Consider the following 22,502-nt stretch of genomic DNA (forward strand, 5'->3'; position numbering starts at 1 on the left):
GATGGGAAGCCGGAGGGAGCCGTGAGGCCCCGGACCGATCAGCGCTCGAGGTCGGCCTCGACCGGGTCGGCCGCGCTCTCCTCGTCGAAGGGGTGGTCGGCCACGAACTGCCGGGTCTGGGCGTAGAGGCGCTGGATGTACTCCTCCAGCTTGGTCCCCTCGACCCGCCACTGGCCACGTCCGCCGATCTTGATCGCCTCGATCTCGTTGCGACGGACGAGGGCGTAGACCTGCGCGCTGGAGGTGTTGAGGATCTCGGCGACGTCCGCGAGGGTCAGGAAGCGCGGGCTGTCGGCCATGACCCCATCGTCGCAGACCACGCTGGGCACACGGGTCACACCACTCACGACCTGTGGATGAGCACTTCACCCGAGCGCGTGCTCCTTGCACCATGTGGACGTGGCCAGACTCGGGGGAGCCACGACCGCCGGCGCGCGGTCGGGCGCAGCACAGCCAGACGACCGCACCGGCGCCCGGGCGGGCGCCGCCGTCGACGCGGTGCCGCCCGCCCAGCGCAGCCAGCGTCCGGTGTGGCGCGACCCCCGGCTGTGGATCGGCGTCGTGCTGGTCGCCGCCAGCGTGGTGGCCGGAGCGCGACTGTTCGCCTCCGCCGACGACACCGTCCAGGTCTGGACCGCGGGCTCCGACCTCGGGGCCGGGCAGCGGCTCGACCCCGGCGACCTGGTGGCTCAGCGGGTGCGTTTCGCCGATGCCGCCGCGCTCGGTGACTACTTCACCGTCGACGACGAGCTGCCGGCCGACAGCGAGGTGACCCGTGTGGTCGGCGCCGGCGAGCTGCTGCCGCGCTCGGCCGTCGGCGCGGCGAGCAGCTCCGGGCTGGTCGAGGTGCCGATCGCGGTCGACGCCGAGCTGGTGCCCCCGGGCGTCGGGCCCGGCGACACGGTCGACGTCTACCTCGTGGCGCCCCTCGACGGCGGCGGGGGTGCTCAGCCCAGCGCGCCTGCCGCCGCGGCCGGTCCCGCGCTCGCGGGGGTCAGCGTGGTGGCGGCACCCGCTGCTGCGTCGTCGTTCGGCACGAGCGGCAAGCGCCAGCTCGTGCTGGCCGTGCCCGAGGCGGAGGCGCCGGGCTTCTTCGCGCAGCTCGCGCAGTACGACCTGCCGACCTTCACCGTGGTGCGGCGCGGCTGATGCGCGTCGTCCTCCTGGTCGCAGCCGGGGCCGCCTGGGAGAGTGCGGCGCTGACGCTGCTCTCCGAGCGCCGCGACGTGGTCGTCCTCAAGCGCTGCGTCGACGTCGACGACCTGCTCGCGAGCGCCACGTCGGGCCAGGCCGACACCGCGGTCGTCGCGCTGGAGGCGCCGGGGCTCGACCTCGCCGCCGTCGACCACCTGCGCCGCCACGGCGTGCGGCCCGTCGGCGTCGCCCCCGGCGGCCCCCACCTCGACCCGGCCCGCGTGCGCGCGACCCGCATCGGGCTGCGCGCCGTCGTGGCCGAGGACGACCTGGCCTCGCTCGCCGCGGCCGTCACCTCCGACGAGCCCGAGCCGGCCCCGGTCGACGCGTGGGCCGACGCGCCGGTCGGCGCGCCCGACCCCGACCTGCCGGCGTACGACGAGCCGCGAGCGCGCGGTCGGGTGATCGCGGTGTGGGGACCCGCCGGCGCCCCGGGGCGCACGACCGTCGCGACCGCGCTGGCCGCGGTGCTGGGCCGCCACCACCGCACGACGCTCGTCGACGCCGACCCGGCCGGCGGCAGCGTCGCGCAGGTCCTGGGTGTCCTCGACGAGGTGTCCGGCCTGCTCTCGGCGGCCCGGCTGGCGGGCGCGGGGATGCTCGAGGAGCGCTTCTCCAGCGTGCAGCGCGCCCTCGACGGCCGCCTCACCGTCGTGACCGGGCTCCCGCGACCGGACCGGTGGAGCGAGGTGCGGGCGGGCACCGTCGAGCTGATCGCCGACCTCGCCGCCGCAGCCGGCCACGTCGTGCTCGACACCGGCTCGAGCCTGGAGGGGGCCGAGGGCGACCAGGCCGGCCGGGCGGGGCGCCACCAGCTGACCTTGTCCGCCCTCGACGTCGCCGACGAGATCGTGCTCGTCGGCACCCCCGACCCGGTCGGGCTCTCGCGGCTCGCCCGCGCCGCCGTCGAGCTCGGCGAGCTCCACCCGCACACCCCGGTGCGCGTCGTCGTCAACCGGATGCGGACCAGCATCGGCTGGTCCGAGCGCGACGTCACCCAGATGATCTCCGGCTTCGCCGACCCGGCCGGGCTCCACTTCCTGCCCGAGGACCAGGCCGTCGTCGACCGGGCCCTCGTCACCGGGCGCAGCCTGGTCGACACCGCTCCCGACTCGGCCCTCGTGGCCGGGGTCCGCACCCTCGCCCACGAGCTGGTCGGTGCCGTCGGTGAGCCGCCGCGCCGGGGCCGCCTCAGGCGGCGAACAGCAGGTACAACCCGCCCACGGTGAAGGCGATCATCGCGACGAGCAGCGAGAGCTGACCGGTGAGCTGGTGCCGCTTCGGCAGCAGCGCCAGCGCGCGGTCGTGGGCCGCGACGACCCCGACGACGTGGCCGAGCACGACCGCGAGCACCTTGACGCACGCCAGCAGCGTCGGGTGGTAGGAGAAGTAGTACGACGGGCTCAGGTCCGCGGTGCCGAACCAGTTCGCGCCGGTGCTGAACGGGTCGCTCATCTGGATCAGCGTCTGCTCGCCCACCTCCAGGAGGTAGGTGAGGTAGTGCGCGACGACGTAGCCGATGACGATCGGGACGATGGAGTGCGCGAACGCCGTGGGCAGGGCGCGACGGGGCTGGTCCGGACCGACGCCGGTGAGCATGGTGCCGATCGCGAAGACGAGCGCGACGAGCAGCACGAAGCCCAGCAGGGCGACGTTGGTGACGAGGTCGGGGCCCCACGAGTGGGAGCCGACGAAGCCGTTGGTCTGGATGAACTTCACCCAGACGGTCGAGTCCTTGAAGGAGTCGAAGGCCGTGCTGCCGAACAGCACCGAGGTGACGGCCACGAGCCCGGGGAGAGCCGGCACGGTGGCGAGGTTGGCGAGCGGGCTGCGCACGACCAGCCGCCCGTCGGGCCGGTCGCTCTCGCGCGCCCAGACCGACATCTTGGCCGCGAGCGAGGAGTAGACCTCGAACGGGTCGGCCCGGGCGTAGAACCCGTTGCCGAACAGCGCGCCGCCGATCAGCATGATCCCGACGTACGCCGCGCACCAGAGGCGCACGGGGCCGAGCTCGGTCGCGTAGGGGTAGACGAGCTCCATCCACACGAAGGCGTAGAGGCCGAGGGCGGCGGGCCACAGCCCCAGGCGCGCGGGGTAGTCGAGGACGCCGCGGTCGGGGTCGCCGCCGGTGAGCCGGGCGAAGAGCAGGTTGATGGTGCGCACCGGGCTGACCGCGCGGTAGACCGGACCGAGGAGCAGTGACAGCGGCACGAAGCCGACCCACAGCAGCACGTAGAAGATGCCGAAGAACGGGTTGATGAGGCTGTCGAGGCCGAACATCGCGACCATCGCGGTGTAGAGGAACCCCACCATGCCCACGACCCGGAGGACGACGCGGAACCATCTCGCGTCGACGAGGTGGGCGAGCCAGGCCGGCGCCGGTCGGCCGTCAGCGGGCTGGGCGTAGCGCGGCGAGCGCCACGCCACCGCGAGCACCGTGAAGCTCACGGTGAGGGCGGCGACCGCCCCCGCGATGGTCAGCTCGAGCGGGATCGGCAGGTCCTTCGAGCCGCCGATCCCGTGGGCCAGGACGTCCCACGGGCCGTCCCAGGATCCGTCCGGCACCGGTCAGGACACCTCGAGCTGGACGATGGTCTTGTCGAGGGCGTGCGACTCGACCTCGACGATCCCGGGCTTGTCGATCGTCAGCGGCAGCGTCGTCGTGCCCGCGTCGTAGGCGAACTCCTTCTCCGGGCTGGAGTGCACGTGGATCTCGCCGCTCGCGTCGGCCTTGACGACGAGCTCGATCGGTTGGCCGACGCCGACCTCGACGCGGTCGCCGTTGGGCGTGACCGAGTCGCCCTCGATCGTGATGTCGATCGTCTTGGTCTCCTGCTCGGAGCTGCCGGTCTGCGGGGTGTCGGCGTCGCCGCAGGCCACGAGGGTGGACGAGCAGGCCAGCAGCGTGAGGACGGCGAGCGCGCGGCGCATCGGTGCGGCTCCTTCGAGGAGGTCGAGGAAGGTCTGGGCAGGAGGCCCCGGTCGGACACCATGATCGTCGCGGACGCGGTCGTGGTCCGCCTGAGACCTCTGTAAGAATCGCACGGTGGCCCAACCGCGGCCGCCGGGACACGGGGGAGGCTCGCTGATGATCGAACGGCTGAGGCCGCGCGACCGGGCCTTCCTGGACGCCGAGTCGCCGACCGTCCCGCGCCACAACGCGACGGTCGAGGTCTTCGACGCCGACGGCACCGGCTTCGACTACGACCGCTTCGTCACGCTGATCCTCGACCGCATCTCCTTCGTCCCGCGCTACCGCCAGCGCGTGCAGTGGGTGCCCGGGCAGCTGGCCCAGCCGGTCTGGGTCGACGACGACCTCTTCGACATCGGCTACCACGTACGCCGCTCCGCGCTGCCGCGACCGGGCAGCACCGAGCAGCTGCGCGAGCTCGTCGCGCGCATCGTCTCGCGACCGCTCGACCGTCAGCGCCCGCTGTGGGAGATCTACTTCGTCGAGGGTCTCGCCGACGGCCGGGTGGCGCTGCTCTACAAGACCCACCAGGCGCTCGTCGACGGCGTGGAGACCGTCGACCTCGGCCAGGTGCTCCTCGACACCGACCCCGAGGTGCGGGTGCTCGGCGGCGACGAGTGGCGCCCCCGGCGCCGGCCCTCACCGACGGCGCTCGTCGCCGGAGCGCTGCGCGACAACCTCACCGACCCGGTCTCCGCGCTCGGCGCCGTGCGCCACGCGGGCGGTGCGGTGCTGCGCACCGCCGACCACGCGGCCTCCGGCGTCGCGACGGTGCTGTCCGGTCTCGCGGGCCGTCGTCCCGCGCGGGGTACGGCGCTGAGTGGCGAGCTGTCACAGCAGCGACGCGTCGTCGGCGTCGAGACCACCCTCGCCGACCACCGCACGGTCCGCGACGCCCACGGCGGCACCGTCAACGACGTCGTGCTCGCCACCCTCGCCGGCGGCCTGCGCGCCTGGCTGATGACCCGATCGAGCTCGATGGGCGGGCTGCGGCAGGTCCAGGCGCTCGTGCCGGTCTCGGTCATCGACCGCGAGCTCGAGGCCACCTCGCTGGGCAGTCAGATCGCCCCGCACCACGTGACCCTGCCCATCGCCGAGCCGAGCCCGGTCGTGCGCCTGCACCAGGTCTCCTACTCCTTCCAGGCCCACAAGGAGACCGGGCGCGCGGTGGCCGCCAACCGGCTCGCGGGGATCGCGGGGTTCGCTCCCACGACGTTCCACGCGATCGGCTCGCGGGTCGCCGCGACCGAGAGCCGCGACTTCCAGCTCTCGATCACCAACGTGCCCGGCCCGCAGTCGCCGCTCTACGCCGCCGGCGCGCGCATGGTCAGCACCTACCCCGTCCCGCCGCTGCTGCCCGGCCACGCGCTGTCGATGGGGGTCACCTCCTACGACGGCAAGGTGTTCTACGGCATCACCGCCGACCGCGACCTCGTGCCCGACGTCGACGTGCTCGCCCAGTGCGTGAGCGACGCCCTCGCCGAGCTCGTCGACACCGCGACCGGCGCCCGCCCGGCGGCCCGTCGCGGTCGTCGCCGCAAGGCCTCCTCGCAGAAGCCCGCACCGGCACCGACACCCGGACCGAAGGGCTGAGCCGTGACCCGCGTCTACGTCCCCACCACCATCGACGGTCTCACCGCGCTGGCCGCCGACGGCGAGCTGCCGGCCTCGGCCGAGCGCTACGTGGCCGACAGCGACACCGAGGAGGCGGAGTACGCCGCGCTCGTGGCGGCCGCGGTCGACTCGGCCGCCCTGCTCGAGGGTCCGGGGCGACGGGTGGTCGTGGTCGCCGACCTCGCCGACCCCGACGGCGCCGTGCCCCTGCGGCTGGTCGACGCGGTGCACGCCGATCCCGCCGACCGACCGGCCGACGCGGACCCCGAGGACGACCTGGGCTGGTACGCCACCCAGGAGATCGGCGCACTGCTCGGGAACGCTCAGGCGTGACTCTCGAACCCCCGTGGGAGCAGGCGTGGGGTCGCGCGGAGCTGGCAAGGCGGAGGAGCCCGCCGTGGCGGAGTCACGGCGGGCGACGACAACGCAGTCCAGGTCCGATGCGACGCCGCGCGGGCGACCGCGTGGGTTCGAGAGCCACGCCTTAGTGTCGGGGGCATGGACGCCATCTCGTTCCCCCCGGCTCCCACCAACGAGCCGAACCTGACCTACGCCCCCGGCAGCCCCGAACGGGCCGCCCTCCAGGCGGAGCTCGAGCACCTCGAGAGCACCTCCCACGCCCTGCAGGCCCACATCGGTGGTCGCTGGGTCGACGGCGGCGGCGAGGAGTTCACGGTCGTGCAGCCGCACGACCACCAGCACGTGCTCGGCACCTTCACGGGGGCGACCGCCGACGACACCCGCGCCGCGATCGACGCCGCCGCCGCGGCCGCACCGGGCTGGCGGGCGCTGTCGATGGACGAGCGGTGCGCCGTCCTGCTGAAGGCGGCCGACCTCCTGGCCGGTCCCTGGCGTCAGCGGCTCAACGCCGCGACCATGCTGGGGCAGTCGAAGACGGCGTTCCAGGCCGAGATCGACGCGGCCTGCGAGCTGATCGACTTCTGGCGCTTCAACGTGCACTACGCCAAGCAGATCCTCACCGACCAGCCGATCGCCAACTCCCCGGGCGTGTGGAACCGCACCGACCACCGTCCGCTGGAGGGTTTCGTCTACGCGATCACGCCGTTCAACTTCACCGCGATCGCGGGCAACCTGCCGACCGCGCCGGCCCTGATGGGCGGCACCGTCCTCTGGAAGCCCTCACCCACCCAGCAGCTCGCCGCCTCGCTCACGATGGAGCTGCTCGAGGAGGCCGGGATGCCCCCGGGCGTCATCAACATGCTGCCCGGCGACGGCCTGGCGGTCTCCGAGGTCGCGCTGGCCCACCCCGACCTGGCCGGCATCCACTTCACCGGCTCCACCCCGACGTTCCAGCGGCTGTGGTCCACGGTGGGCCAGAACATCGCCTCCTACCGCTCCTACCCGCGCATCGTCGGCGAGACGGGCGGCAAGGACTTCGTGCTCGCCCACCCCTCCGCCGACCCGGCCGTGGTGACCACGGCGCTGATCCGCGGTGCCTTCGAGTTCCAGGGCCAGAAGTGCTCGGCCGCCTCGCGTGCGTACGTCGCCCGCTCGGTCTGGGAGCGGATGAAGGACGACTTCCTCGGCCAGGTCGAGGCCATCACGATGGGCGACGTCACCGACTTCTCGAACTTCATGGGCGCGGTCATCGACGCCCGTGCGTTCGCCAAGCACCAAGCGGCGGTCGAGCGGGCGAAGTCCGCCGACGGCCTCGACGTGCTGGTCGGCGGCGAGCTCGACGACTCGGTGGGCTGGTTCGTGCGCCCCACGGTCGTCGAGGGCGGCGACCCCACCGACGAGATGTTCTCCACCGAGTACTTCGGCCCGATCCTCGTGGTCCACGTCTACGACGACGGCGACTTCGAGAAGGTCACCCGCCAGCTCGAGTCGGTCGCGCCGTACGCCCTGACCGGCGCGGTGATCGCCCGCGACCGCTCCGCGATCGCCTGGGCGCAGGAGGAGCTGCGGTTCGCGGCCGGCAACTTCTACGTCAACGACAAGCCGACCGGGGCCGTCGTGGGCCAGCAGCCGTTCGGCGGCGGGCGCGCGTCGGGCACCAACGACAAGGCCGGCGCCGCGGTCAACCTGCTCCGCTGGACCTCGCCGCGCTCGATCAAGGAGACGCTCGTGCCCCCGACCGACTACCGCTACCCCTACATGGGCTGACGGTCGGCTCATGGATCCCGACCTGTTCGCGCTGCAGCTGGTCGCGCTGCACCTCGGCGCGCTCCACCCCGCCGAGAAGGCGCTCACCCTCGCGCTGGCATTCGGGCCGTTCGCGATCCTCGGCCTCGTGATCGCGCTGCGGCGCCGTCACGAGGACGAGGAGCCGGACGAGCACGAGCCGGGGGTCGAGCCGGGGGAGCCGCTCAGCCGCTGAGGTGCTCGCGGCCGGTGGCCTCCTCGGTCTCGAGGGCGCGCACGAGCATGTCGGCGATCAGGCCCTCGATCTTGCCGCCGACCAGCGGCACCTTGACCTTGATGTCCATCTCGACCGTCTCGGTCGTGACGCCGTCCTTCTCGACCAGGTCGGCGGTGCCGCTCATCTCACCCGGCTTGCCGGGGATGGTGACCTCGATGTCGCCGTGGGAGCCGCCGGTCCAGCGCTCGCGCTGCACGATCTGCATCGTGTCGCCCACGAACTTCGCGGCGAACGACGGCAGCCCCCTCGAGCGCTGCACCTGGTCGATCTCGACCGCGTGGCCGGAGCCCTCGTCCGAGACGGTCGCGGTCACCGACTCCACCTTGGTGCGGCGCGCCACCTCCTCGCGGAACGACGGCGTCGTCAGCATCGCGTAGACCTCGGAGGCCGGCGCGTCGTAGGTCATCGTGTGCGTCACGTGCTTGGTCACGGGACCGAACGTACCCGCGACACGGTGTCGGCGTACATGTCGCATCCACCACCCGTCGACGACCGTGACCGGTGCCCGGCCGGCTCGTTGCCCGCGCGTCTCAGAGCTCGGAGCGCAGCTCCCACAGCAGGGGGTAGTAGCGCAGCGGCAGCCGGCTGCGGAGGTACGTCGAGCCGCTGGAGCCACCGGTGCCGGAGCGGCTGCCGATCATCCGCTCGACCATCGTGACGTGCCGCGCCCGCCACTGGGCGGCGAGCTCGTCGTGCTGCAGCAGGGCCTCGGCGAGCGCCCAGACCTCCGCGTGGCTGCCGCGGTCGTGGGCGGCGGTGCGCAGCGAGGCCGAGATCTCGGCGTCGTCGCCGGCGGCCAGGCCGCGAGCGGTGAGCACCTCGAGGAAGGCGTCCCACAGCGTCGGCTCGGCGAGGCGGCGACCGAGCCGCTCCTGCTCCTCGGCGGTGAGACCGCGGAACCGCTCGACGTAGCGCGGGTCCTTGGCGCCGGAGAGGAACTCCAGCTCGCGGAACTGCACCGACTGGAACCCGCTCGCCGGCGCGAGCCGCTGGCGGAACTCCAGGAAGTCCTGCGGGGTCATCGTCTCGAGCACGTCGACCTGCTGCACCAGCACCCGCTCGATCACGTGCACCCGGGCCAGCAGGTGCTGGGCCCACCAGACCCGCCCGTCGCTCATCGCGTCGCGCGCCGCCACCACCTCGTGCAGCAGCTGCTTGAACCACAGCTCGTAGACCTGGTGGATCGTGATGAACAGCAGCTCGTCGTGCGCCGGCGGGTCGGACTCGAGGTGCTGGGAGTCCAGCAGCTGCGGCAGCCGCAGGTAGCTGCCGTAGGTCAGCTGCGCCCCCTGCTCCCCGAACGAGACGAACCGCTCCTCGGACTCCGCACCCATGCGCCGCACCGTACGCCGTGGCAGCCGTGCCGACCCCGGTGGTCGGGGAGGTCGCGCGGTGTCGACCACCCGGTGATCGAGGAGGTCGAGCGGTGTCGACCCCCGGTGGTTGAGGAGGTCGCTCTGGCGACCGTCTCGAAACCACGTCACCGAGAGTCGTGGTCTCGAGTCAGCACTTCGTCCTTCCTCGACCACCGGGGGTCGTCTTGACTCGCCGGTAGCCCGGCCGGCTGCGGAGCGCCGCCAGGGTTGGCTACCGTGCAGGGGTGTCAACGGCGACGCACTCCTCAGCCCTGCCCACCCCCTCCGACCAGGCCAAGGCCGACCTCGTCGACCAGGCCGTCGAGCTCGCCCGCGCGGCGCGCGGGTCCGGTGGTCCGCCGCCCGACGAGGTGGCCGAGCTGCTGCGGGCCTACTACCGCCACGTGGCCGCCGAGGACCTCGTCGACCGCACCGACGTCGACCTCTACGGCGCCTTCGCCTCCCACTGGAAGCTCGCGGCCGAGCGGCCGCAGGGGACGGCCCGGGTGCGGGTGCTGACCCCGACGCTGGCCGACGGGGGCTGGTCCGCCGGCGGGCACAGCGTCGTCGAGGTCGTCCTCGACGACATGCCGTTCCTGGTCGACTCGCTGACGATGGAGCTGAGCCGCCAGCTGCGCGCGGTGCACGTGGTGGTCCACCCCAACGTCGACGTCGTGCGCGACATCACCGGGGCGCTGCAGTCGGTCTCCCCGGTCAACGACGGCGCCCGGGAGCCGGCCGAGGGCTCCGTGCGCGAGTCGTGGATGCACGTCGAGATCGACCGGCTCCCCGAGGGCGACGACCCGGCCGCGGTGGTCGAGGACGTCCAGCGCGTGCTGCGCGACGTGCGCGAGTCGGTCGAGGACTGGCCCAGGATGCACGCCCAGGTCGAGGACGTCGTGCGCGGCCTGACCGAGGACCCGCCCGACCTCGACGAGGACGAGGTCCGCCAGTCCGTCGAGCTCCTGCAGTGGCTCGCCGAGGAGCACTTCCTCTTCCTCGGCTACCGCGAGTACCACCTCGAGGAGCGCGACGGCGACGACTACCTCGTCGCCGTCCCCGGCACCGGGCTCGGCATCCTGCGGGCCGACCAGCTGGTCTCGGAGTCCTTCGAGCGCCTCCCGGACGCGGTCAAGGCCAAGGCCCGCGAGCGCACCCTGCTGGTGCTCGCGAAGGCCAACTCCCGCGCAACCGTCCACCGCCCCGCCTACCTCGACTACGTCGGCGTCAAGACCTTCGGCCCCGGCGGCGAGGTCGTCGGCGAGCGCCGCTTCCTGGGGCTCTTCTCGAGCGCGGCCTACACCGAGTCGCTCAAGCGCATCCCGCTGGTGCGGGAGAAGGCGCAGGCGGTGCTGCGCCGCAGCGGCTTCGACCCCAACAGCCACGCCGGCAAGGCCCTGTGGGACACCCTCGAGACCTACCCGCGCGACGAGCTCCTGCACACGCCGGTCGACGAGCTCGCGCCGATGGCCGAGGCCGCAATGGCCGCCCGGGAGCGGCGTTCGGTGCGGATGCTGGTGCGCCGCGACACCTACGGCCGCTACGTCTCGGTGCTCGTCTACCTCCCGCGCGACCGCTACAACACCGCCGTGCGCGAGAAGTTCGAGCGCATCCTGATGGACCGCCTCGACGGCGACTCGGTGGAGTTCACGGTCCGCATCAACGAGTCGACCACGGCCCGCGTGCACTTCGTCGTGCACCTGCGCGAGAGCGGCCACGCGAACCCGATCGACACCGCCGACCTCGAGCGGCGCCTGACCGAGGCCTCGCGCTCGTGGCGCGACGACTTCTCCCAGGCCGTCCTGACCGAGTACGGCGAGGAGGTCGGCACCCAGCTCGGCCGGCGCTACGTCGAGTCGTTCCCCGAGGCCTACAAGGAGGACTTCAGCGCCCGCACCGCCGCGGTCGACCTCGGTCGCCTCGAGTCGATCCGCACCGGGGGCGACGACAGCACCGATCGGGGCAGCGGCCTCGACCTGTTCCTCTACGAGCGCCTCGACGCCGGCCCGGGGGAGGCGCGGCTCAAGGTCTACCGCATCGGCGACCCGCTCTCGCTCTCCCAGGTGCTGCCCATGCTGTCCTCGATGGGCGTGGAGGTCGTCGACGAGCGGCCCTACGAGCTCGAGGGGCTCGAACGCCGCTCGATGGTCTACGAGTTCGGCCTGCGCTACGGCCGGGCGCTGCCCGAGGGCTCGCGCGAACTGTTCCAGGACGCCGTGCGCGCGGTGTGGGACGGCTACAACGAGATCGACGGGTTCAACGCACTGGTGCTGGCCGCGGGCCTGTCGTGGCGCCAGGCGACGGTGCTGCGCGCCTACGCGAAGTACATGCGTCAGGGCGGCAGCCCGTTCGCGCAGGACTACATCGAGGGCGCGCTGCGCGGCAACGTCGACATCACCCGGCTGCTGGTGCGGGTCTTCGAGGCCCGTTTCGACCCGACCCTGCCCCGCGAGGAGGCCGACGCGACCGAGGCCGCACTGGTCGAGAAGGTCATCGGCGCCCTCGAGGACGTCGCCAGCCTCGACCACGACCGCATCCTGCGCTCCTACCTCACCCACGTCCGGGCGACGCTGCGCACCAACTTCTTCCAGCGCGCCGCCGACGGCGGCCCGTACCCCTACCTCGCGCTCAAGCTCGACCCGTCGTCGATCCCCGACCTGCCGCAGCCGCGCCCGGAGTTCGAGATCTTCGTCTACTCCCCGCGCGTCGAGGGCAGCCACCTGCGCTTCGGGCCGGTGGCCCGTGGCGGGCTGCGCTGGTCGGACCGGCGCGACGACTTCCGCACCGAGGTGCTCGGTCTGGTCAAGGCCCAGATGGTCAAGAACACCGTCATCGTCCCCGTCGGGGCGAAGGGCGCCTTCTTCTGCAAGCAGCTGCCCGACCCCGGCGACCGCGACGCGTGGCTGGCCGAGGGCGTCGCCTCCTACAAGACCTTCATCTCGGGGCTCCTCGACGTCACCGACAACCTCGTCGACGGCGAGACCGTCCCGCCGCGCGACGTACGCCGCCACGACGGTGACGACTCCTACCTCGTCGTCGCCGCCGACAAGGGCACGGCGACCTTCTCCGACATCGCCAACGGCGTGGCGAAGGACTACGGCTTCTGGCTGGGCGACGCGTTCGCCTCGGGCGGGTCGGTCGGCTACGACCACAAGGCGATGGGCATCACCGCCCGCGGCGCCTGGGTCTCGGTCCAGCGCCACTTCCGCGAGCGCGGCGTCGACTGCCAGCGCGAGGAGTTCACGGCGGTCGGCATCGGCGACATGAGCGGCGACGTCTTCGGCAACGGGATGCTCTGCTCCGAGACGACCCGCCTCGTGGCCGCCTTCGACCACCGCGACATCTTCCTCGACCCCTCGCCCGACCCGGCGACGTCGTACGCCGAGCGCCGGCGGCTCTTCGACCTGCCGCGCTCGAGCTGGCAGGACTACGACACCTCGCTCATCTCCGAGGGCGGCGGCGTGCACTCGCGCTCGCGCAAGTCGATCCGGCTCACCCCGGCCGTGCGCACCAGCCTCGGCATCGACGACGCCGTCGAGACCATGACGCCCGCCGAGCTGATGAAGGCGATCCTGCAGGCGCCGGTCGACCTGCTGTGGAACGGCGGCATCGGCACCTACGTCAAGGGCGAGACCGAGTCGCACGCCGCCGTCGGCGACAAGGCCAACGACGCGATCCGCGTCAACGGCGAGGACGTGCGCGCCCGCTGCATCGGCGAGGGCGGCAACCTCGGGCTCACCCAGGCCGGCCGGGTCGAGTACGCCCTGCACGGCGGCTCGCCCGACACCGAGGAGGGCGGTCGGGTCAACACGGACTTCATCGACAACTCCGCCGGGGTCGACACCTCCGACCACGAGGTCAACATCAAGATCCTGCTCGACCGGGTCGTCAAGGACGGCGACCTGACCGAGAAGCAGCGCAACGCGCTGCTGGCGGAGATGACCGACGAGGTCGCCGACCTGGTGCTGCGCGACAACTACGAGCAGAACCTCGCTCTCGCCAACGCCGCCGCGCACGCGCCGTCGCTGCTGCACGTGCACGAGGACGTCATGCGCCGCCTCGAGCAGGCCGGCACGCTCGACCGTGAGATCGAGGGGCTGCCCTCGCGGCGCGTCGTGCGCCGGCGCCTCGACCGGGGCCAAGGACTGACGACGCCCGAGCTCTCGGTGCTGATGGCCTGGACCAAGATCGTGCTCGCCGACGAGCTGCTCGCCGGCGACCTGCCGGACGACCCCTACCTCGCGGGCGACCTGCTGGCCTACTTCCCCTCCGCGATGCGCGAGCGGTTCCGCGAGCAGATCGAGGCCCACCCGCTGCGCCGCGAGATCATCACGACCCAGGTCGTCAACGACCTGGTCAACGGCGCCGGCATGACCTACTGGCCGCGGCTGGCCGACGAGACGGGTGCCTCGGTCGCCGACCTCACCCGGGCCAACTTCGTCGCCCGCGAGATCTTCGGCTCCCTGCCGCTGCGCCAGGAGCTCGCGACCTACGACAACCGGGTCGACGCCGCCGTGCAGACCCGGATGCGCATCGAGATGCGCACGCTCGTCGAGCGCGCCTCCCGCTGGCTGGTCTCCCACCGCCGCCCGCCGCTGGCGAGCCAGGAGACGGTCGAGGAGTTCGCCGGTCCGGTGCAGGAGACGCTCGCCGTGCTGCCGCAGCTGATGTCCGGGCGCGAGCTCGAGGGCTACCAGTCGCGGCTGTCGAGGTACGTCGAGCGCGGGGTGCCCGAGGAGCTCGCGGCGCGGGTCGCCGCTCTCGACCCGGCGTTCATGCTGCTCGGCGTCGTCGAGATCGCGCAGCGCGACGGGCTCGACCCGCGCGACGTCGCGCGGGTGCACTTCGCGCTCGGCGAGCGGCTCGGGCTGCCGCGGCTGCTGCAGCGCATCGTCGCGCTCCCGCGCGAAGACAAGTGGCAGACGATGGCCCGCGCCGCGATCCGCGACGACCTCCACGGCGTCCACACCGACCTCACCGCGCAGGTGCTCCGCACGACGTCGGCCGACGAGTCCGCCCCGGCGCGCATCGCCGCCTGGGAGGAGGGCGAGTCCGACGTCGTGGCCCGCGCGGCCGAGACGCTCGAGGCGATCTGCGCCGAGGAGCAGGCCGACCTGGCCCGGATGTCGGTCGGGCTCCGGGTCGTGCGGAGCCTGCTGTCGTGAGCGTGTCGTTCCCGGGGTTCGAGGCCCGTGACGTCGAGGTCGGCTCGCCCGACGGGTCGGTCCGGCTGCGCGTGCGCACCGGGGGAGCGGGCCCGGCCGTGCTGCTCGTGCACGGCTACCCCGAGACCGGCGCGATGTGGCACCGCGTCGCCCCCGCGCTGGCCGAGACGCACACCGTCGTCGTCCCCGACCTGCGCGGCTACGGCGCCAGCGACCGGCCTCCGGGAGACGCCTCGCACGCGGCGTACTCCAAGCGGGCGATGGGCGCCGACCTCGCCGCCCTGATGGCGCAGCTCGGCCACGCGTCGTACGCCGTGGTGGGTCACGACCGCGGCGCCCGGGTCGCCCACCGCATGGCCCTCGACCACGCCGGCGCCGTCGAGCGGGTCGCGGTCCTCGACATCGTGCCGACCCGCCACGTGTTCGAGACCCTCGACGCCCGGGTGGCGCTGGCCTACGACCACTGGTTCTTCCTGGCCTCCGAGTCCGACCTGCCCGAGGTGCTCGTCGGCGCGGCGCCCGAGCACTGGCTGCGCACCAAGCTCGCGCAGTGGTCGGGGGCCGGCGACCGCTTCGACGAGGTGTTCGCCCCCGAGGCCGTCGCGGAGTACGTCGCGTCCTTCGACGCCGCGTCGGTGCACGCCACCGCCGAGGACTACCGCGCCGGCGCGACGGTCGACCTCGAGCACGACGAGGCCTCGTGGACCGCCGGCGAGCGCGTCCGCGTGCCGCTGCTCGCCCTGTGGGGCGAGGCCGGGCTGGTCGGTCGCGGCTACGACCCGCTCGAGGTCTGGCGCGCCTACGCCGACGACGTGCGCGGCCACGGCGTGCCGGGTGGCCACTTCCTGCCCGAGGAGGCCCCCGCCGAGACCCTTGCGGCGCTGCGGGGGTTCTTGACCCACGGTGGTTGAGGAAGGACGACGTCCTGTCTCGGAACCGCTGTCGTTGCCGGTGGTTGAGGAAGGACGAAGTCCTGTCTCGAAACCACTCAGCCGACGATCTCCTCCGCGTGCTCGACCGCGAACCGCAGCAGCGGTCCGAGCGCCTCGGCGGCCTCCCGACCCAGCGCGGTGAGGGAGTACTCCACCCGCGGCGGGATCTCGGGGTAGGCCTCGCGGTGCACCAGCCCGTCGGCCTCGAAGGTCCGCAGCGTGGCCGCGAGCATCTTCTCGCTGATCCCGTCGACCTCTCGCCGCAGCTCGCCCCACCGCAGGGTCCCGTCGGCGAGGGCGCTCAGCACGAGCACGCCCCACTTGCTGGTCAGGTGGTCGAGGACGACCCGGCTGGGGCAGTTGCTCGTCAGCACGCCGTCCTGCGCCAGCCTCATGGCCTGGAGACTCACCATCACGCCACCAACTTACCAGAAGGTGGGTACTCTCCGATGGGAAGAATAAGCCGATCTGCGGGGTTCGAGCCGGTGACCGTCCGTTCTCACCACCCCAGGAGCCTCCCGTGACCGTTCTCGTCACCGCCGCCACCGGCCAGCTCGGCCGTCTCGTCCTCGACCACCTGCTCGCCCGCGGCGTCGAGCCCACCAGCATCCGCGCCGGTGCGCGTCGCGACCCTGAGCGTCTCTCGGCGTACGCCGCGAAGGGCGTCGAGGTCGTCCACCTCGACTACGACGACGCCGAGACCGTGACCGCTGCGATGCAGGGGGTCGACCGCGTCCTGCTCGTGAGCGGCAGCGAGCCCGGCATCCGCGTGCCGCAGCACCAGAACGTCGTCGACGCGGCGGCCGCCGCCGGCGTCCAGCAGCTCGTCTACACGAGCGCGCCGAAGGCCGACGACACCACGCTCGTCCTCGCTCCCGAGCACAAGGCCACCGAGGAGCTCATCGAGGCCTCGGGCGTGCCCGCCACGATCCTGCGCAACAACTGGTACACCGAGAACTACGCCTCCGACCTCGAGGCCGCCCGCGCCACGGGCACCCTGGTGAGCAGCGCCGGCGACGGCAAGGTCGCGAGCGCCCCGCGCGCCGACTTCGCCGAGGCCGCCGCCGTCGTCCTCACCGAGGACGGGCACGTCGGCCAGGTCTACGAGCTCGGCGGCGACGAGCCGTGGACCCCCGCCGAGCTGGCCGCAGCCCTGGGCGAGGTGCTCGGGCGCGACGTCGAGCTGCGCGAGGTCAGCACCGAGGAGCACGTCGCGATCCTGCAGCAGGCCGGGCTCGACGAGGGCACGGCCGGCTTCGTCGCCGCTCTGCAGACCAACACCCGCGAGGGCACCCTGGCCGACTCCGACGGCACGCTCTCGCGCCTGCTCGGCCGCCCGACCGTCGGCCTGGTCGACGGACTGCGCCCGCTGGCCTGACCTCAGCTCGCCTTGCGGGCCGCCTTCTTCGCGGCGGTCTTCTTGGTGGCGGTCTTCTTCGCCGCGGTCTTCTTGGCGGCGGTCTTCTTCGCAGCCGTCTTCTTCGCAGCCGTCTTCTTCGCCGCGGCCGTCTTCGTCGTACGCCGGCGCGTCGGCTTCTCCTCGGCGGCCCCGTCCTCGTCGTCGTCCGTCGACGCGTCGGTGGACGGGGTCTCGCCGCGACCCTTCTGTGCCGCCTCGACCGAGCGCTGCAGAGCGGCGAGCAGGTCGACGACCTCGCCGGAGGTCTTGGTCGAGGTGGGGGTGCGCTTGATCTCGCCGCCCTCGATCTTGGTGCGCACCAGGGTCTCGACGGCGCCGGCGTAGTCGTCCTCGAACTCGCTCGGGTCGAAGTCGCCCGCGAGGGTCTCGACGAGCATGTGCGCCATCTTGACCTCGGCGTCCTTGACCTCGCCGACCTCGACGGAGAAGTCCGGGGTGCGGATCTCGTCGGGCCACATCATCGTCTGCAGCACGATCACGTCGTCCTTGACCCGTAGCACCGCGATCGTGGTGCGGTTGCGCAGCGCGACCGTCACCACCGCCATCCGGTCGGCGTCGAGCAGCGCCTGCCGCAGCAGGCCGTAGGGCTTGGCCCCGGACTTCTCGGGCTCGAGGTAGTAGGACTTCTCGAGCAGCATCGGGTCGATCTGGTCGCTCGGCACGAACTTCTCGACCGCGATCTCACGCGACGACGTCGACGGCAGCTCGGCCAGGTCGTCGTCGGAGAGCACGACCATCTCGCCGTCCTCGGTCTCGTAGCCCTTGGCGATGTCGGAGTAGGGCACCTCCTCGCCGTCCAGCGAGCAGACGCGCTGGTAGCGGATCCGCCCGCCGTCCTTGGCGTGCACCTGACGGAACGACACGTCGTGCGACTCGGTCGCGGCGTACAGCTTGACCGGCACGCTGACCAGCCCGAAGGACACCGCGCCCTTCCAGATCGCCCTCATCGCTCCAGACTAGGGCCCTCAGGCTGGCAGCACCCAGGTGTCTTCGCCGCCCGAAGGGGTGCTGCCGAGGGCGACGCAGCGCGTGCCTGGCACCGCTTGGACGTCGAAGATCTCCTCGAGCGCCGAGGTGAACTCGAGGGTGGCGACGGTGTGACCGGTCGCGAGGTCGACCACCCCGACGCCGCACTTGAGCTGGTCGTGGAACTCCGCGATGGGCGCGCCGCCGAAGATGGCGGTCTCGCGTATCCGCGAGAGCCCGACGAAGGCGAGCCCGGCGTGGATGGCCAGACCGCGGGCGTAGCCCGGCAGGGCGGCCACCACCACGCGCTGCCCGGTGCCGAGATCGACGCGCTGGAGCTGACCCATCCCGGAGTCCAGCACGTAGAGCGAGCCGTCGTGCCAGCGGGGAGAGTGCGGCATCGACAACCCGGTGGTGACGACCTCGCCCGAGGGCACGTGCAGCACGGTGCCGCTGGTGATCCGGTCCTCGCGCCACCCGCCCGCCGTGTCGGTGCGCGCCATCACGGTGACGAAGGCCGGAAGCCCCTCGCGCATGGCCATCCCGTTGAGGTGGCACCGGTCCTCGGGCGCGAGCGCACTGACGAACGGCGGGCGCCAGCGCGGCACGAAGCTGAACGCCGGGTCCAGCCCCGCGAGGCACGAGAACGCCGTGTTGACGACCCACAGGTCCGGCGCGCCGTCCTGGTCGCGACCCCACGCCACCTCGTGGCACTGCATCGCACCGGTGACCACCGACGTGCGCGGCAGCAGGCACCGGTCGTAGCGTCCGGCCGGCTCGATGCGGGGCGCGACGTCGGGCTGGTCATGCAGCATCCACACCTGGTCGTGCGCGCCCACAGCGGTCCGCTGCGGCCCGACAGCGATGCCCATCGCCTGGTCGAAACGCTGGAACCCGAAGACGACGTCGCCGTCCGCCACGCCGATCGAGACCAGCTGTCCCGCCTGGTACGTCGAGATCAGCAGCGCGCACCCCGCCCGCTCCAGCACCTCGGGCAGCGAGGCGCTGTGCCTGTAGTCGGCGGCCGTCGTCTTCGCGTTGCTCACTTCCGCACGATGACGTAGGTCTTGACCACGGTGCGGGCCGTCCCACCGGTGGGCGTGAACGTGAGCGAGACCTTGACCTTCAGCTTGCCGTTGCGCGAGGCCTTGATGGCCTTCTGCCCGGCCGACGACAGCTTGAGCACGATGTTCGCAGTCCCGGCCTTCGAGACGCTGGCCTTGCCGGGCTTGAGCAGCGCCTTGCCGGCCGACTGCACCGAGAGCGTGCCGGGCCCGGGCAGGGCGACGCTCAACGTGAGCGTGCCTTTCTTGGTGTCGGGCTTCCCGGACCCGGGTGCGGCGAACGAGTTGGACGCAGGCGTGGCGGACGGCGTCGCGGGGACGGTGGCTGGGGGCGTGGTCGTGCCGCCTCCGCCCGCCTGCTGCGGCGCGACCACGGTGACGCTGCGGGTGACCGGCGTCGGGTCGATGTTGCCGGCCGCATCGACGGCACGGAACGACACGGTGTGCCGACCGTCGGCCAGGCCCGTGAACGACGCCGGCGAGGTGCAGTCGGCGTACGCCGAGCCGTCGAGGCTGCACTGCAGCCGCGCGGTGTCCCCGGCCGTGCCCTCCACGACGTAGGTCACGCTTCCCGTCGCGACGCTGGCTCCATCGCCCGGCCCGCTCACAACGGTCGTGTCGGGCGGGGTGGTGTCCTGCACTGGCACGTCGCCACTGCCGGTGAGCTGCACTGTGCCCGCGGCGGTGCCGTCGGAGCGCCAGAGGTACGAGCGGCCGCCACGCCAGACCGTGAAGTAGACGGCTCCGCTCGCCGCCGTGAGGTAAGCGGGGTAGCTGGACTCGGCGCCGGGTTCGATGTCCGCGACCATGACGGTGCCTGCCGCAGTCCCGTTCGAGCGCCACAGCTCGCTGCCGTGTGCGACGCCGTCATCGGCGGCGAAGAAGGCGACGCCCCCGACGTCCACGATCCGGTAGGGCCGGCTGCCGTTGCTCCCGGACATGATGTCCCGCACGCGTGAGGTGCCCGCGGCGGTGCCGTCGGACTTCCAGAGCTCGCGACCTGTCGCGCCGTCGTCCGCCGCGAAGAAGAGTGTCGACCCCACCGCAGCGAGTCCGCCGGCGCCGTAGTAGTTGTTCCCCGGCGTGACGTCAGCGACCCGGGCCGTCCCCGCCTCGGTCCCGTCGCTCTTCCACAGCTCGCGGCCGGTGCTGCCGTCGCTCGCGGTGAAGAACAGGCTCGACCCGAGCGCGGTCAGCTCCCGCGGATAGCCGCTGCCGGAGCCCGACCGGATGTCCTTCACCATGACGGTCCCGGCAGTGGTGCCGTCGCTCGACCACAGCTCGTAGCCGCCGCTGCTCGTCCCTGCTCTGAAGTAGACCCGACCGCCGACCGCCGTGAGCTCGTCGATGTCGCGCGGTGCTCCGAAACCGTCTCCGCTCACCCTGAGAGTCCCGGAGGACGTGCCGTCAGAGCGCCAGAGCTGGTCACCATAGGTGAAGAACACCAGCCTGCCCACCGGGACGAGGGCGTCTGGCTGCCAGTCGTTGGACGCTGGCCCGAAGCTCTTCACGGGCACGGTGCCGGCGCTGGTGCCGTCGGTCTTCCAGAGCTGGTAGGGCGCGCTGCCGTCGGTCGCGGTGAAGAACGTCGCGCCGGAGGTCGTCGTCGCGAAGTCGGCTGGGTAGCTTCCGGCGGCACCGCTGCGGAGCTCGGCGAGCTGCGACGTACCAGCACCGGTGCCGTCGGAGGTCCAGAGCTCGTCGCCGTGGACGCCGTCGGAGGCGGCGAACAGCACCCTCCCGCCGTCGACGGCGGCGAACTCGTCCGGCCAACCACCGTCGGCACCGGGGTCGAGGTCCCGAGTGAGACCGGTGGTGGCTGCCGTGCCCCCGCTGTGCCACAGCTCACGGCCGGTTGTGGCCGTCTTGTCGCTGAAGAACAGTCCGGTGCCGCTGGCGGTCATCGCGAGCGGGTAGTGGTCGGACGGCAGTGCGGTGCCTCTGATCGGAATGGTGCCGGCCGGCGTCCCGTCCGAGCTCCACAGTCGCCCGTCGTCGGAGGCTCGGAAGACCAGGCGCCCGCCGACCACCAGCGGGTCCTGGATCGGGGTCGGACCGACGCCAGGGGTCAGATCGGCGACGAGGGTGGGTGCAGAGGCCCCGGAGACGCGCCACAGCTCGCGACCGTGCACACCGTCGCGCGCCGAGAAGAACAGGCTGCTGCCGACCGCCGTGAGCCAGACGGGCTCGCTGCCCGGCGCACCCGGGTCGAGATCGGCGACCAGTGCAAGCGAGCCGGCGGTGCCGTCGGAGCTCCAGAGTTCCGTGCCGGACGCCGTTCGGGTGTCGGTGAAGAAGACGCGGGAGCCGGCGGCAGTCAGCGACCGCGGGCCGAGCCCGCCCCCGGCCGGGACCGCGGCTCCCTGTCGGATGACTCGCGTGCCTGCTGTCGTGCCGTCGGATGCCCACAGCTCCGGGGTGGTCGTGTCGGAGGCTGCAGTGAAGAACAAGGTGCCGCCGGCTGCCGTCAGCTGAGTGGGCTCGCCGGCGTAGGAACCAGGCCTGACGTCCTTGACCATCGCGGTCCCGCCGGCCGTGCCGTCGGATCGCCACAGCGTCGGTCCGGCGGCATCGGTGGCGGTGAAGTAGACGGCGCCGCCCATGGTGGTCAGGTCGGTCGGGAAGCTGCTGTCGGCGCCTTCCCGGACGTCCTTCACCAGCGTGGTGCCGCCTCCCGTGCCGTCGGAGCGCCACAGCTCGCGTCCGGACGAGCCGTCGTAGGCGCTGAAGAGCAGGGTGCTGCCCAGCGAGGTCAGGTCGGACGGTCCGGTCCCGAAACCACTGGAGGTCCCCGGGTCCACGTCCTTGACCAGGACCGTGCCAGCCGCGGTGCCGTCACTCGTCCACAGGGCAGTGCCGTGGGTTCTGTCATCGGCCGTGAAGAACAGTCGCGATCCTGCCGCCGTCAGTTGACCGGCGCTGTAGCGCGAGTCGGTCGTGCGCGGGTCAACGTCTTTCACGAGCACCGTGCCCGATGAGGTCCCGTCGGTCTTCCACAAGGCACGTCCGTGGACGCCGTCGTCGGCGGTGAAGAAAACGGTGCTTCCGACTGTCGTGAGATCGCTGGGGTAGCTGTACCCGCCGCCGGGGTTCACGTCCTTGACCAGCACGGTCCCGGCGGCTGTGCCATCGGTCCGCCACAGCTCTACCCCCGTGCCGCCGTCGTACGCTGCGAAGAAGGTCGTCGAGCCGAGGCTCGCGGAGTCGGTGGTGGCAGAGCTCCGCCGAGGCGAGTCCGTGCTCACGGTGATCGGCTCCGCGCTCGCAGCAGGTCCCAGGGCGACGACGTTGGCGGCGATGGCGCTGGCCGCGAGGGCCACGGCCGGCCCGACGGCGCGCCGCCGTGCGCGCCGACGCAGACCCTTGCAGTGCAGGCGCTGCTGGCGGGTCACGGTCCGCGCCTGACGGCGCGCTCGGGTGCTCACGGCGCGACACTAG

At 72.5% G+C, this 22,502-nt stretch carries 18 protein-coding genes; 9 read left to right on the top strand and 9 right to left on the bottom strand.

What is annotated here, in order from left to right; translation table 11 throughout:
- Positions 1-38: 38 nt before the first annotated feature.
- Positions 39-299 (bottom strand): helix-turn-helix domain-containing protein, encoded by a 261-nt coding sequence (locus GRQ65_RS13295; protein ID WP_160878449.1) that lies wholly within the window; start codon positions 297-299, stop codon positions 39-41.
- A gap of 100 nt (positions 300-399) precedes the next feature.
- Between GRQ65_RS13295 and GRQ65_RS13300 the strand changes: the two genes are divergently transcribed.
- Both GRQ65_RS13300 and GRQ65_RS13305 read left to right on the top strand, forming a co-directional pair.
- A complete protein-coding gene (locus GRQ65_RS13300) occupies positions 400-1,149 on the top strand; it encodes a CpaB family protein (RefSeq protein WP_160878450.1) in 750 nt (249 codons plus the stop codon).
- Complete coding sequence (locus GRQ65_RS13305) at positions 1,149-2,423, top strand: CpaE/TadZ family protein (protein ID WP_160878451.1); 1,275 nt, start codon at positions 1,149-1,151, stop codon at positions 2,421-2,423. The genes GRQ65_RS13300 and GRQ65_RS13305 overlap by 1 nt, the downstream gene beginning before the upstream one ends.
- On the opposite strand, the gene GRQ65_RS13310 is transcribed toward GRQ65_RS13305, so the two are convergent.
- Complete coding sequence (locus GRQ65_RS13310) at positions 2,386-3,759, bottom strand: hypothetical protein (protein ID WP_337191710.1); 1,374 nt, start codon at positions 3,757-3,759, stop codon at positions 2,386-2,388. The two genes, GRQ65_RS13305 and GRQ65_RS13310, sit on opposite strands and share 38 nt — an antisense overlap.
- A 3-nt stretch (positions 3,760-3,762) precedes the next feature.
- Complete coding sequence (locus GRQ65_RS13315; RefSeq protein WP_160878452.1) at positions 3,763-4,125, bottom strand: hypothetical protein; 363 nt, start codon at positions 4,123-4,125, stop codon at positions 3,763-3,765.
- A 157-nt stretch (positions 4,126-4,282) separates the two neighbouring features.
- On the opposite strand from GRQ65_RS13315, the gene GRQ65_RS13320 reads away from it, so the two are divergent.
- The 4 genes from GRQ65_RS13320 to GRQ65_RS13335 all read left to right on the top strand — a co-directional run bounded on the left by GRQ65_RS13320 (position 4,283) and on the right by GRQ65_RS13335 (position 8,120).
- Positions 4,283-5,758 (top strand): WS/DGAT/MGAT family O-acyltransferase, encoded by a 1,476-nt coding sequence (locus tag GRQ65_RS13320; RefSeq protein WP_160878453.1) that lies wholly within the window; start codon positions 4,283-4,285, stop codon positions 5,756-5,758.
- Positions 5,759-5,761: 3 nt separating this feature from the next.
- Positions 5,762-6,112 carry a DUF6912 family protein gene (locus GRQ65_RS13325; RefSeq protein ID WP_160878454.1) on the top strand — a complete coding sequence of 117 codons (351 nt, stop codon included), beginning with the start codon at positions 5,762-5,764 and terminating at the stop codon, positions 6,110-6,112.
- A 165-nt stretch (positions 6,113-6,277) separates the two neighbouring features.
- Positions 6,278-7,906: an L-glutamate gamma-semialdehyde dehydrogenase gene (pruA, locus tag GRQ65_RS13330; protein WP_160878455.1), complete on the top strand. Its 1,629-nt coding sequence runs from the start codon at positions 6,278-6,280 to the stop codon at positions 7,904-7,906.
- Between the two features lie 10 nt (positions 7,907-7,916).
- A complete protein-coding gene (locus tag GRQ65_RS13335; RefSeq protein ID WP_160878456.1) occupies positions 7,917-8,120 on the top strand; it encodes a hypothetical protein in 204 nt (67 codons plus the stop codon).
- Here the strand turns inward: GRQ65_RS13335 and GRQ65_RS13340 are convergent.
- Positions 8,110-8,592: a DUF2505 family protein gene (locus tag GRQ65_RS13340; protein ID WP_160878457.1), complete on the bottom strand. Its 483-nt coding sequence runs from the start codon at positions 8,590-8,592 to the stop codon at positions 8,110-8,112. The genes GRQ65_RS13335 and GRQ65_RS13340 overlap by 11 nt on opposite strands.
- A gap of 100 nt (positions 8,593-8,692) precedes the next feature.
- Positions 8,693-9,496 (bottom strand): tryptophan 2,3-dioxygenase family protein, encoded by an 804-nt coding sequence (locus GRQ65_RS13345; RefSeq protein WP_160878458.1) that lies wholly within the window; start codon positions 9,494-9,496, stop codon positions 8,693-8,695.
- Positions 9,497-9,762: 266 nt separating this feature from the next.
- Here GRQ65_RS13345 and GRQ65_RS13350 point away from each other — a divergent pair, with 266 nt between their 5' ends.
- Positions 9,763-14,682 (top strand): NAD-glutamate dehydrogenase, encoded by a 4,920-nt coding sequence (locus GRQ65_RS13350; protein WP_337191711.1) that lies wholly within the window; start codon positions 9,763-9,765, stop codon positions 14,680-14,682.
- Positions 14,679-15,593, top strand: a complete 915-nt coding sequence (locus GRQ65_RS13355) for an alpha/beta fold hydrolase (protein WP_160878459.1) — start codon at positions 14,679-14,681, stop codon at positions 15,591-15,593. The genes GRQ65_RS13350 and GRQ65_RS13355 overlap by 4 nt, the downstream gene beginning before the upstream one ends.
- A gap of 77 nt (positions 15,594-15,670) precedes the next feature.
- Here the strand turns inward: GRQ65_RS13355 and GRQ65_RS13360 are convergent, their stop codons facing one another.
- Positions 15,671-16,009, bottom strand: coding sequence for a winged helix-turn-helix transcriptional regulator (locus GRQ65_RS13360; RefSeq protein ID WP_160878460.1), 339 nt, complete (start codon positions 16,007-16,009; stop codon positions 15,671-15,673).
- Positions 16,010-16,134: 125 nt separating this feature from the next.
- Between GRQ65_RS13360 and GRQ65_RS13365 the strand changes: the two genes are divergently transcribed.
- Positions 16,135-16,992, top strand: a complete 858-nt coding sequence (locus GRQ65_RS13365; protein WP_160878461.1) for an NAD(P)H-binding protein — start codon at positions 16,135-16,137, stop codon at positions 16,990-16,992.
- 2 nt (positions 16,993-16,994) lie between these two features.
- On the opposite strand, the gene ku is transcribed toward GRQ65_RS13365, so the two are convergent.
- Genes ku through GRQ65_RS13380 form a run of 3 tightly spaced genes read right to left on the bottom strand, consistent with a single transcriptional unit; the run spans position 16,995 to position 22,489 of the window.
- Positions 16,995-17,981, bottom strand: a complete 987-nt coding sequence (gene ku, locus GRQ65_RS13370; protein WP_160878462.1) for a non-homologous end joining protein Ku — start codon at positions 17,979-17,981, stop codon at positions 16,995-16,997.
- A gap of 18 nt (positions 17,982-17,999) precedes the next feature.
- The gene (locus GRQ65_RS23480) at positions 18,000-19,046 is read right to left on the bottom strand and encodes a TIGR03032 family protein (protein ID WP_160878463.1); all 1,047 of its coding nucleotides are present in this window, start codon (positions 19,044-19,046) and stop codon (positions 18,000-18,002) included.
- Positions 19,043-22,489: an ELWxxDGT repeat protein gene (locus tag GRQ65_RS13380; protein WP_160878464.1), complete on the bottom strand. Its 3,447-nt coding sequence runs from the start codon at positions 22,487-22,489 to the stop codon at positions 19,043-19,045. Before GRQ65_RS13380 ends, GRQ65_RS23480 begins: the two co-directional genes overlap by 4 nt.
- Positions 22,490-22,502 lie beyond the last annotated feature (13 nt).

Origin of the sequence: Nocardioides flavescens, assembly GCF_009823805.1 — a bacterium.
Taxonomy (GTDB): domain Bacteria; phylum Actinomycetota; class Actinomycetes; order Propionibacteriales; family Nocardioidaceae; genus Nocardioides; species Nocardioides flavescens.